This window comes from Algoriphagus ratkowskyi, from assembly GCF_002150505.1.
Taxonomy (GTDB): Bacteria; Bacteroidota; Bacteroidia; order Cytophagales; family Cyclobacteriaceae; genus Algoriphagus; species Algoriphagus ratkowskyi.
Genome location: NZ_MSSV01000023.1, coordinates 1 through 13,082, shown reverse-complemented (window position 1 = coordinate 13,082; position 13,082 = coordinate 1). Strand labels below are relative to the sequence as shown.

Genomic DNA, 13,082 nt, shown 5'->3' with positions numbered 1-13,082 from the left:
GGAGAAGGAATTCCAATTTTCAATGAACAGAAACCCAAAAGAACAGCCCAATTCCACCTTTATCCCTTCAAAGCATTTTGAGACAGTCAAGGTTTTCGAGGAAAAATCTGATTGCGATATCTGGAATGCTTTTAATAAGGGGGATGAAATGGCATTTAATTATTTGTACAGAACCTATGTGCAAGAGCTCTATCAGTTTGGTAGTCAATACTCCCGTGACTCAAGTTTGGTCAAAGACAGTATACAGAATCTCTTTATTTACCTGAGGAAAAAGAGAGGAGATTTGAAAGAGGTGACAAATATTAAAGGTTACTTATTCAGATCTATTCAACGGGAAATCATTAAAAATATTAAGGCTAATACATCCATAGAAGGGTTTGAGGAGAGTTTTCTCGATTCACATTTTCAGATAGTGGTGTCTCCAGAAGTTAGTTTCATCAAAAGTGAGTCAGAAACTGAGCGAAAAATACAGCTTCAGCGCGGCTTGAGCCAGTTGACAACTAAGCAAAGAAAAGCCATCCTGTTATTTTATGAAGAGGAGTTGAGTTACAAGGAAATTGCTGAAATCATGAACTTCAGTGAAGTAAAAACTGCCAGAAAATTGATCTATCGAGCCTTAGCTAGTCTTAAAGAATTTATTAAACCAACGAGTTATTAAAGCAATGTCTAATTATACAGATCATAAAAAATATGAGGACTACGAGTTCGAAGACTTTCTCTCTGATGAGTTTTTCGTACAGTGGGTGAAATCCCCTAGCGAGAACACTTTGCATTTTTGGGAAAAGTGGTTGATTTCCAATCCTCAGAAAAGGGAGATGGTGACAGAAGCGGCAAGTTTCGTCAGGTCTATCCAATACAAAGAGAATTTTGAGTTTACTGATGAAGCATATATCCAGGTCTTTGAGAATATCTTAAAAGCAGACTTGGAAGTGCCAAGTCATAATACGATACCATCTAAGATGGATACATGGTATTCATTTTTTTCGGTTCGTAGGGCTGCAGCTATTTTATTGATTGGTTTTTCGTGCTGGGCCCTTTATGAGACGCAAAATTTTTCAGACTCAGAGAAAGCATCGATTGAATGGATTACCAAAGTGAATGAAGCAGGAAAGAAAACTGTCCTTCATTTGAATGACGGCACCGTTATTCACCTCAATTCGAACTCCAAAATATCCTATCCGAAGACGTTTACTGAATCTTCTCGCGTGATTTCTATGGAAGGAGAGGCTTTTTTTGATGTAAAGAAAGAAGGACGACCTTTCATAGTAGAAGTCAAGGATGCCAAAGTAGAGGTATTAGGCACCAGCTTCAATGTCAATAGTGCGGTGGAGGGAAAGCTAGAAGTAGCGCTGGTATCAGGTAAAGTGAAAGTTAACGACAAGCTTGGAAATCAAGTTATGCTGGCTCCTATGGAGATGATTGTGCTGGAGGATAACGGAAAAATACACAAGCAGGATTTTGATGTAAGATCGGTCACTGGCTGGAAGGATAAGTACTTAGTCTTTTCCGATGATGACTTCGATACAGTGGTGCAGAAAATTGAAACTTGGTATGGAGTAGATATCCATACGGCTGGAAAGTTCAATGCTCAATGGGCCTACACAGGACAATATTATGATGAGTCCTTGGAAAATGTCTTGGAAGGAATCGCTCAGACGTCTAAAATTCAGTATAAAATCAAAGGTAAAGAAGTAGAAATAACTCATTAACCCAAAGCAACCATGGATATGATACACAGTCCTTAAAAAAAGGCAGAAGAAATTCTGGGGAGAATTCCTAACTGCCTAATTCAACTTGCCTGTAGTAGCGCTAACCATTTCAGGCAAAAATTCAAGCGAATCAACACTTAAACCATTACAATAGTATGAAAAAAAATATACGGGGACAACTCATTATGTTATCTAAAAGATTACTCTACGGGTTCATTCTTCAGCTGATTTTCTGCACTGTATTGCTCGCTAATACTGGCAATGCACAGCGAAAAAACATCGAAAAGATAAGTATAGGGATGAGTGTGGAAAACACTCCTCTTGAGAAAGTATTTAAGGATATAGAGAAAAAGACTGGTTTAGCTTTTACCTATAATACAGGAAATGTAGATGTAAAGCAGAAGGTGACTTTAGCAGTACAGAATAAAACTGTTTATGATCTTTTATCAGATTTGAGCAAAGATACTGGCCTTAGGTTTATTCAAATCAATGATAATATCCATGTCAGACCATATCAGTCTGGTACTACCAAGGGAGTGAGCATAGAGGATGCCAATGCAATTGAAGTGACAGGAAAGGTTATCGATCAAAGTGGTATTGGTATTCCTGGTGTAACGATTATTGTGGAAGGCACTACCAAAGGTACGGTGACGGATATCGACGGTAATTATTCAGTAGCTGCAGAGGAAGGCAGTGTTTTGGTTTTTTCATTTATAGGGTATAAAAACCAAAAAGTGAGTATACAGAATCAAAGCACTGTGAATGTAACTCTACTTGAAGACGAGAAAGCACTAGATGAGATTGTAGTAGTTGGTTATGGCGAGCAGAAGAAAGCTGACGTAATCGGCGCTGTGTCTCAGTTGTCTTCTAAAAACATTGAGAACAGACAGGTGACAAACACCTCCAGTATACTTACAGGACAAGTTCCTGGAGTAACTGTGATCCAACGAGGCGGCCGGCCTGGGGCAAGTGGTGGTACCATTAATATAAGGGGAGTTGGCTCGTTTGGAGCAGGTACGAATCCATTGATACTTATAGATGGAATCCCTACTAATAGCTTCAACGATATTAATCCAAACGATATAGAGTCTATCTCTGTACTGAAAGACGCCTCTTCCGCTGCAATTTATGGAGCAAGAGCTGCGAATGGAGTAATACTGGTGACTACAAAAACAGGAGGAAGTGAGAAAGTACAAATAACCTATAATGGCTATGTAGGCTTTCAGCGTGCGACAGAATATCCTGAATTTGTTAATTCATGGGAATTTGCAGAGCTATATAATGAAGCAGATGGTAATCAGGTTTATTCCGAAGCAGATATTCAGAAATATAGAGATGGATCGGATTTGGACAATTATCCAAATTCTGATTTCATAGGACAGATATTGACTGAAACTCCAGTTCAGACCTCAAGCAATTTTACTATTAATGGAGGCTCCAAAACAAGTAAGTATAATTTGTCTTTTGGCTACCTATATCAAGATGGATTGGTGATCAAGAATGATTACTCTAGATACAATGTGCGCTTGAATATGGAGAATGATCTAAGTTCAAAATTGAAATTGACTTCAAGAGTATCGCTTATCAACTCGGTTACTAATGAGCCTTCGGCACCTGCCACGCTTGATATTACAGATATGCTAGGCATAATAGGTCAATCAATCAGATTTCCATCTATTTATGCAGATAGGTACAGTAATGGAGACTATGGTTTAGGTGTAGTGGGTAAAGGAACACCAGTTTCTTACCTTAACAATGACTCTTTTTTTAAAGCTAAGAACATTGATATAAATACGAATCTTAAGTTGGATTACCAGCTTGCAAAGTCTTTCAAAATTTCTTTGATAGGTGCATATAATCAAACTTCATCGGATGATAAGCGTTTGCTGGCAACTCAAGTATTAAATCCGAATATTACTTTAGGCCCAAATGAGCTAAGTATAAATAGCGATAACAATTATTACAAGACTATTCAACTAGTAGCTAACTACGATAAGGTTTTTGGTCTTCATAAGCTGAGTGTTCTGGGTGGGTATTCCTATGAAGATAATTTGTATGAATACACTTATGCGTACAGAAATAATCTAGCCAACAATGACCTGACCCAACTGAATGTAGGTGCGCCTGACAATCAGAAAAACAATGGTAGTGCTTCAGAGTGGGCTTTAATGTCAGTTTTTGGTAGAATTAAGTACGACTTTGTAGAGAAATACTTATTTGAAGCTACCATGAGATACGATGGTTCTTCCCGCTTTCCTACAGATGAAAAATTCGCATTCTTCCCTTCCGCAGCAGTAGGTTGGAGAATATCCGAAGAAGGATTTTTAAAGGATAAAGCTTCTTGGCTCGATGATTTGAAATTGAAAGCCTCATTTGGTATTCTAGGAAACCAGAATATTGGAAATTATCCTTACCAAAACACACTCAATCTTGGTCAGAATTACCCTTTTGGTGGAGTGATCAATACTGGGGTTACAAGGAATGTAATAACTGACCCAACATTACACTGGGAAAGTACCCGTACTACTGATGTTGGCTTGGATATGAGTTTGCTTCAAGGCAAAATTAATTTTGGAGCGACATACTTCAATCGCTTTACCTATGATATTCTTAATAGTCCTAGCTCAAGTGTTTCTAGTATAGTTGGCTTTGGTTTGTCCCAGCAGAATTCTGGAGAACTGAGAAACTCAGGTCTTGAGTTGGTGCTGGATTACCGTCACTCAGGAAATGATTTTAATTTCCGAGCAGGAGGTAATCTTACGATCATAAACAACGAGGTGATAGATCTAGGAGTGGGGAATATAGACCAGCCTAATGGGCTAGTAGGAAATGGAAGCTCCCTCTTTATTGGTCACCCAATGAATATCTATTATGGTTATCAAGCGGATGGATTGTTTGTAGATGCAGAGGATGTGGCAAATTGGGCTGAAATGAAGTCTATCAATCCAAACACAAAACCTGGAGATATTAGATACAAAGATATTAGTGGTCCTGATGGTGTGCCTGATGGAATAGTAAATGCAACCTATGACCGAACTGTACTAGGTAGTCAGATTCCTAAATTCAATTTTGGATTAAACCTTGGCGCTGATTTCAAAGGCTTTGATTTCAGTATGCTTATTCAGGGTGTTGCAGGAGTTAAAGGAAATCTTTCTGGTGATGCGGGGTATGCTTTTAATAACCAAGGAGGCGTACAGAAATGGCAAATGGAAGAGCGCTGGACTACTGAAAATCCTGACAGAAATGCTGGTTATCCTAGACTTGAGTTTATATCAAATTCGGGTACTCCTAACACGCTATTATCTTCATTCTGGACATTGGACGGTTCATACGTCAAGCTTAGAAACGTGCAATTGGGCTATAGTCTACCGCAGCCGGCACTGGAAAAACTGAAGATATCGAGACTCAGAATGTATGTAAGTGCTGAGAATATTTTCACGTACAGCAATTACCGAAAAGGCTGGGATCCTGAGGTTAATACTGCCAGAGCGTATTATCCAATACTTGGAAATTACACCTTCGGCGTCAACCTACAGTTTTAACTTAAATACTAATCGTAATGAATAACATTAATTATATATATAGATATTTCAGTTGCATTCTGCTTAGTAGCGTTCTGTTTTCTTGTGTAGATCAATTGGATAAGTCTCCCTTAGATAGCTTTGATAATGCTACATTTTGGAGTAATGAAGGTAATGCTGAATTAGCGTTAACCGGAGTGTATAGAGGTGGGATCGTCCAAAATGGTACCTCAGTAAATCCATCCAACTGGTGGGCTTATGATGGTTTGTTGTTTATGGAATTTGCTTCTGATAACGCGTACGATCGTCGAGGAGATAATTCTGCTTTTCACAGGTTATCCAACGGAACTCTAACTTCCAGTATCAATATTTTGAACTCTTACTGGTCTTCATCTTACAAAAATATCGCGAATTGTAACTTTTTCTTGGAGAACGTAGATCAAGTGCCAATGGATGATTTGAAAAAGGAGAGGATGAAATCTGAAGTTCGATTCCTTAGAGCAGCTCAATACTATTACATGTCCCAGTTTTGGGGCTCTGTTCCATTGGTAGAAAAAACGTTAAGTCCAGCTGAAGCAAATTCCGTGAAAAAGGCTTCTAAAGCTGAAATAGTTGCATTCGTAATGAAAGAGTTTGGTGAGATCGTAGATTATCTTCCGAGCCATGCTGGATTGCCATCTGCACAGAGAGGCAGAGTTACTCAGCAAACAGTGTTAGCTTTTACAGGAAGATTACAATTGTCAGAGAAGAAGTTCAGTGAGGCGGCAAAAACCTATGCGGAGATCATAGAAATGGGAGAGAATATCATCGATCCAGATTATGCAGGTCTTTTCCTCAAAACCAATGAAAATAGTGATGAAATCATTTTCAGCACTCAGTATATTGATAATCTCGCAGCTAATGGAATGTTACAGCACTTCTTTCCTGCGATTGCTGGAGGTTGGCACTTGTTCAATCCTCTCGGCAGCATGGTAGAAGCCTATGATTTTACAGATGGTTCGAAGTTTTCTTTTGATAGCCCTCAATATGATCCTAAGAATGTCAGTAAAAATAGAGATCCGCGTTTGAAAGCATCAGTTTTATTTGATGGATCTACATTCAAAGGTACATATGTCACTCATCCGGATTCGTCATCTTCTCCTGATCAATTAGGAGCGGGTAAGCAGACAACCCAAACTGGTTTTGGACTTAAGAAATTTGCTGACGAAAGCTTTTCTGGCAACCTAACAAATTATGGCGGTAACCTTCCAATCATACGCTATGCAGAGATTTTGCTCAGCTACTTGGAAGCTAAATTGGAAGCTGGTCAAGCAATCACTCAAGCTGATTTGGATCAAACTATAAATAAGGTAAGGGGAAGGGCTTCTGTAGGAATGCCTGCTATCACTACAACGGACCCCTCTGCTTTAAGAGAAATTCTTCGTAAAGAAAGAAGGGTTGAGCTCGCTTTTGAGGGTATCCGCTATTGGGATTTGCTAAGATGGGATATAGCCAAAGAGGTGCTTAACGCAGATTTTTATGGCGCATCATTTCCGGGTGCCAAAAAGCAACGGCTAAAAGGTGGACAGGCAGATCCAAAAAGTAGATGGTATGTGACTTCTAGAAAATTCCGTGATGGTGTTGATAATACTTGGCCAATTCCACAGAGCGAAGTGAACATTAACCCTTCGCTTGAGTAGCAGATGAGTTTATAGATTCACTGTTTTTTCCTTACAAAACAAAGCTGATCCCCTAGCTTTGTTTTGAAAGGCTTTATTGGATTTCTAATCCATCATTATTTCCCCCTAATTACGTTAACCACCACTTATACTATGAAACGCAGATCCGCTGTCAAGGCCATGGCCTTAACTTCTTTTTCCACTCCTTTCTTCTTTTCACAAGGATTCACAAGTATCAAAAAACTACTTGCAACGGCTGATTCAGGCTTCAAGAGTAACTGGGAAAATTGGCCGGATATGAAGTGGATAGGTCCTGAGTTTTGGGGAAATAGATTGCAGGATTGGGAAATCATAGGAGGTAAAGCAGTCTGCAATATTTCAGGCCCAAATAGAGCCTTGCATATTCTTACGCATCAGCTGGGAACTGAGAATAAAGATTTCCAGCAGTCGGTAAGCATAGCTTGGGACAATAAAGAATTGATTGGGAATGCCGCTGCCTATGCTGGTTTTAGGCTTGGAGCAAAAGGCATTTTTGAAGACTATCGCTCTGCTGCAGTTTTCGGCAAAGGACTCGATGCGGGGATTACTGGGTCTGGGCAATTGATGATCGGGGAGAAAATGAGTGAGAAGAAATTGGATTTATCCAAACCTGTTTCTTTAACCTTGAAAAGTTCTTTCGCGCACGGCAAGTACAGCTTGACGCTTTCTGCTTCAAATAGCAAAATTGACAAGAATTCAATTACCCTAACTGCTGAAGGAATCGCTCCTCAGGATTTGCAGGGCAATTTGGCCTTGGTAGCTAATTGTCCAAAGAAGGAAGAGACCACAGGCAGTTTGGTGTCATTTTCCGACTGGATTTTCCAAGGAGATAAAATTGTCGAAAAAGCCGATCAGGTCTTTGGTCCGATCTTCTTTGCGCAATATACCCTGCACAAAAACACACTTAAATTAACAGCGCAGCTTGCGCCGCTTGAGCAGATTCACGATATCAAAGTTGAGCTTCAGCTCAAAAAAGGATCCGGCTGGGAGACAGTTCAGACCTCTGAGCTAGATCCAAATGGACGAATAGCTAAGTTTAGAATAGAGGATTGGAAGCATGAGGAAATGATCCCATATAGGATTCGTATAGATGTTCCTCTTCAGGATAAAGCGCAAGAATTCTTTTACTACGGAGAAATCGCTGCACAGCCAAAATCTTCTGATAACTTGAAAGTAGCAGTTTTTAGCTGCAATGCTGACCATGGTTTTCCAGATCAGGAAGTAGCTATTCATGTAGCAAAGCACAAACCTGAAATGGCCTTATTTCTCGGAGATCAGTTCTATGAGGGTACGGGTGGATTTGGGATTCAAACCAGCCCGCTGGAAAAATCCTATCTTGATTACCTGCACAAATGGTATATGTTTGGCTGGTCGTACCGAGATATTTTTAGAACTATCCCTGCTGCAATTATTCCAGATGACCATGACGTCTATCATGGAAATGTCTGGGGTGAAGGAGGTAAGCATGCACCCTCTGATGAGGGTTGGGGCTATGTGGCCCAAGATCAAGGTGGCTACAAAATGCCTCCGGAATGGGTGAACATGATTCAGGATTGCCAGACAAGTCACTTACCGGACGCGTTTGACCCAACACCAGCGAAACAAGGAATCAATGTGTATTACACTGATTGGGAGTATGGAGGAGTAAGTTTTGCGATTTTGGAAGATAGAAAATTCAAGTCTGCTCCTAAGAATGTACTGCCAGAAGAAGCAAAAGTCATGAATGGTTTTATCCAAAATCGTGACTTTGACATAAAGAAACATTACGATATAGATGCTGAACTTCTAGGGAAAAGACAACTCAATTTCTTGGAAACCTGGTCAGAGAAATGGGATCCTGGAGTGCAGATGAAAGCTGTTTTGTCTCAGACGAACTTCTGTACAGTAGCCACTTTGCCAGAAGGAAGTATTATTGATAGCATAGTGCCTAGCCTGCCTACTCCTGAGAAGGGTGATTATGTGGATGGCGATGCGCCGACCACCGATATGGATTCGAATGGCTGGCCTCAAAAGGGCCGCGATGAAGCTGTACGAATTATACGTAAATCATTTGCATTGCACATCGCGGGAGATCAGCATTTGGCAAGTACGGTGCAATATGGTGTAGATGAATTCCGTGATTCAGGGTATGCTTTTGCGGGACCCGCACTGAATAATCTTTGGCCTAGACGCTGGTGGCCAAAAGTACCTGAAGGCCATGAGCCCTTTTCTGGTGGGACCAAAAATACTGGGGATTTTGAAGATGGCTTTGGTAATAAAATGACCATTATGGCTGTGGCCAATCCATACAAATCAGGTTTTGAACCGTCCAGAATATATGATAGAGGCACCGGTTATGGGATTATTACTTTTGACAAGGAGGAACGTACGATGAAGATCGAATGCTGGCCTCGAAATGTGGACCCTAGTGTAAATCCGGACGGACAATATGAGGGCTGGCCACTTACAGTTTCCCAAAAAGATAATTATGCGAGAAAAGCTGTTGGCTATCTAAATACCTTGAATTTGGAAGGAGTGGAAAACCCGCTAGTTTCCGTCTATAATGAGTCCACGGGTGAACTTGAATATGCTATGCCAGTGAATACAAGTAGTTTTCAGCCAAAAGTGTTCTCGGCTGACAAGCACAGAGTAGAAGTGCGTGATCAGAATAGCGGCCTGATGAAGACGTATGCTGGCCTTACGATGGAAAGCAGTCATCCAGAAATAATAGAAGTGAATCTTGCGGAGTAGCTTAAAAAGTTGAAATATCAGATGAGGCCCATTTAATTATTAATTATTGGGTATTCATCATTCATCATTTGAAATTTTAGTGAAGGGTGAATGATGGATTAAGAATGTTGAAGTTTTAAGATTAATAAGGATAAATAAAAACATAAAATCATGAGTTTTAAGAGTAAACTTTTACTTGGATTGACAGGAGCATCCCTGTTTTTTAACTGCAGCTCCCCTAAAGAGGAAGTGGCTGATTCAGAGGTGAAAAAACCAAATATCGTCATCATCTATATGGATGATTTGGGGTATGGAGATTTGAGTTCGTATGGAGCTACTGAGCTATCTACGCCAAATATGGACAAATTGGCAAATGGTGGAATTCGATTTACCAATGGCTATGCCTCTTCAGCTACTTGTACACCTAGTCGTTATGCTTTGCTTACGGGTGTTTACCCATGGAGAAATGCAGATGCGAAGATCCTTCCCGGTACAGCACCTTTGCTGATCAGCACTTCTCAGATGACTGTTCCTAAAATGCTAAAAGGGCAAGGCTATGAAACTGGGGTGGTAGGAAAATGGCACTTGGGTCTTGGCAACGGAGATGTTAATTGGAATCAGCACATCAGCCCAAGTCCAAATGAAGTTGGCTTTGACTACAGCTACATCATGGCTGCGACTCAAGACCGCGTGCCTACAGTTTATATAGAGAATGGAAATGTGGTCAATTTGGATCCAAATGATCCGATCGAGGTTAATTATGATAATAACTTCGAAGGAGAGCCAACTGGAAAGGATAATCCTGAACTAACCACGGTGAAGTGGCACCATGGCCACAACAACAGCATTGTGAATGGCATTCCTAGAATCGGATTTATGAAAGGTGGAGAAGCTGCAAAGTGGTCGGATGTTGATATGGCGGATCATTTTTTGGAAAAAGCCCAAAGCTACGTGAAGTCACACAAGGAAGGACCCTTCTTTCTTTACTATGCATTTCAGCAGCCACATGTACCGAGAACTCCACATCCTAGGTTTGAAGGTAAATCTGGAATGGGACCAAGAGGAGATGTGATTCTGGAGGCTGACTGGATGGTAGGTGAGTTTATGAAAACCTTGGAAGATGAAGGCTTGCTAGAGAATACATTGATCATTTTTACTTCTGATAATGGCCCGGTATTGAATGATGGCTACTATGATGATGCAGTGGAGAAAATAGGAGATCATACTCCTGCTGGTGCTTTGAGAGGCGGTAAATATAGTCTTTTCGAAGCTGGAACCCGAGTGCCATTTATGGTTTATTGGAAAGGAAAAATTCAGCCTCAGGTATCAGATGCCTTGGTTTGTCAAGTTGATTTTCTAAGCTCATTAGCTTCCCTTACTGGAAGTACAGATACGGCTCAGGATAGCGAAAATCTATTGTCAGCCTTTATGGGAGAGGATAAAGTAGGTAGATCTGATTTGATTCTCGAAGCTACAGGTAGAACAGCCTTGAGAAAAGACGAGTGGATTATGATTCCTCCATACAATGGCGCCGCTAAAATAGCCTCAGTTAATATTGAAATCGGAAATGATAAAAACTATCAGCTTTACAATCTTTCCAAGGACATTGGTCAAGCCGATAATCTAGCTGAATCCAATCCTGAGAAATTGGAAGAAATGATTGCTTCCTACACGGCTATTCGCGGAGATGTGAATAGTAAAGTGGAGGATGTTGTATTGAAATAATTACAGATTTTAGGGCAAACAGGCAATAGCAATTTTTATATTGTTATTGCCTGTTTGTGTTTATAGGTGAAAGTGTCTCCAAATTATCCATGAAGAATATGAAAATGAATAGACTGTTTGCTGTAGTGGCACTTCTTATTTCGGCCCTGTTTTATTCTTGCAATTCGGGCGAAAAGGTAACTCCAGCAAAGCGTCCGAACATTCTCTTTGCAATAATGGATGATGCTTCTTTTCCTCATATGGGAGCTTATGGTACCAAATGGGTGAATACGCCGGCATTTGACTACATAGCGAAAGAGGGGCTTTTATTTATGAATGCCTACACACCAAATGCAAAGTGCGCTCCTTCGAGAGCGGCTATTTTAACTGGACGCAATTCTTGGCAACTGGAGGAAGCGGCAAATCACTCGCCTGATTTTCCTGCAAAGTTCACCACGTTTATGGAGCAACTGATCAGCTCTGGTTATCATGGTGGATTTACTGCCAAAGGTTGGGCACCCGGCAATCCCGGTGAGGTAGGTGGAAAGCCCAGGGAATTGACCGGGCCTGCTTATAATAAGTTTAAGATGGAAGCTCCTACTCCTCAAATAAGCTCGAATGATTATGCTAAAAACTTTGAAGATTTCTTAAACAGTAAAGAGGAGAATGAGCCCTTTGTCTTTTGGTATGGTTCTACTGAACCACATCGTGCCTATGAATTTCAGTCTGGCTTAACCAAAGGGAACAAGAAACTGGAAGATATAGATGAAGTGCCGCCATTCTGGCCAGACACGGATTCAGTTCGTTCTGATATGCTGGATTATGCTTTTGAAATTGAATATTTCGATCAGCATCTTCAAAAGATGATTGATGAGCTGGAAAGACGTGGGGAATTGTCCAATACGATCATTGTAGTAACTGCAGATAACGGAATGCCTTTTCCTAGAATCAAAGGTCAGGAATATGAATATTCCAACCATCTTCCGCTCGCGGTCATGTGGCAAGAAGGAATTGCTAAATCGGGTAGGGTGATTGAGGACTTTATCAGCTTCATTGATTTCACGCCTACTTTTTTAGAAGCAGCTCAAGTACCTACAGACTCTGTGATAATGGCTGCCATTACAGGTCGAAGTTTCATGGATATTTTCAAAAGTGAGAATTCCGGACAAATAGATCCAGTAAGAAACCATGTGCTCATAGGAAAAGAACGTCACGATGTAGGAAGGCCGGATGATCAAGGATATCCTATTCGTGGGATAGTCACGACTGACTATGTGTATTTACACAATTTTGAAACAGACAGATGGCCGGCAGGGAATCCTGAATCAGGCTATTTGAATACGGATGGAAGTCCAACAAAAACTCAGATTCTGAATGATCGGAGAGCTAATAAAACTTCCAATAACTGGGATTTGGCTTTTGGAAAAAGACCGACAGAAGAGCTTTTCAAGCGCATTTCTGATCCCTTTGCTATGCAAAATCTGGCAATCCATCCAGAATATCAAGTGATCAAAGAGCAGTTGAAAGAACGTCTGTTTCAAGAGCTAAAACAGCAAAAGGATCCTAGAATGTTTGGCAAGGGATATATTTTTGATGAGTATCCGTATTCGGGTGCGGCTTCCAATGATTTTTACAATCGCTTCATGAATGGTGAAAAAATGAACGCGGGCTGGGTGAATGAGACAGATTTTGAAAAGAATTTCCCTGAAAAGGACTGAATCTTGAAAGTCATATATTTATAA

General features: G+C 40.5%; 7 protein-coding genes. All 7 read left to right on the top strand.

Features of this window, described 5'->3' with window-relative positions; translation table 11 throughout:
- Positions 1-22: 22 nt before the first annotated feature.
- Positions 23-658, top strand: a complete 636-nt coding sequence (locus BVH02_RS18455; protein WP_086502947.1) for an RNA polymerase sigma factor — start codon at positions 23-25, stop codon at positions 656-658.
- A gap of 4 nt (positions 659-662) precedes the next feature.
- Positions 663-1,709, top strand: a complete 1,047-nt coding sequence (locus tag BVH02_RS18450; RefSeq protein WP_086502946.1) for a FecR family protein — start codon at positions 663-665, stop codon at positions 1,707-1,709.
- A gap of 155 nt (positions 1,710-1,864) precedes the next feature.
- Complete coding sequence (locus tag BVH02_RS18445) at positions 1,865-5,251, top strand: SusC/RagA family TonB-linked outer membrane protein (protein ID WP_223271915.1); 3,387 nt, start codon at positions 1,865-1,867, stop codon at positions 5,249-5,251.
- Between the two features lie 17 nt (positions 5,252-5,268).
- Positions 5,269-6,909, top strand: a complete 1,641-nt coding sequence (locus tag BVH02_RS18440) for a RagB/SusD family nutrient uptake outer membrane protein (RefSeq protein ID WP_086502945.1) — start codon at positions 5,269-5,271, stop codon at positions 6,907-6,909.
- A gap of 132 nt (positions 6,910-7,041) precedes the next feature.
- Positions 7,042-9,657, top strand: coding sequence for an alkaline phosphatase D family protein (locus BVH02_RS18435; RefSeq protein ID WP_111357189.1), 2,616 nt, complete (start codon positions 7,042-7,044; stop codon positions 9,655-9,657).
- A 150-nt stretch (positions 9,658-9,807) separates the two neighbouring features.
- On the top strand, positions 9,808-11,361 hold the full coding sequence (locus tag BVH02_RS18430; RefSeq protein WP_086502944.1) for a sulfatase family protein: 1,554 nt from the start codon (positions 9,808-9,810) through the stop codon (positions 11,359-11,361).
- A gap of 98 nt (positions 11,362-11,459) precedes the next feature.
- A complete protein-coding gene (locus BVH02_RS18425; RefSeq protein WP_086502956.1) occupies positions 11,460-13,058 on the top strand; it encodes a sulfatase family protein in 1,599 nt (532 codons plus the stop codon).
- The last annotated feature ends 24 nt before the right edge of the window (positions 13,059-13,082 follow it).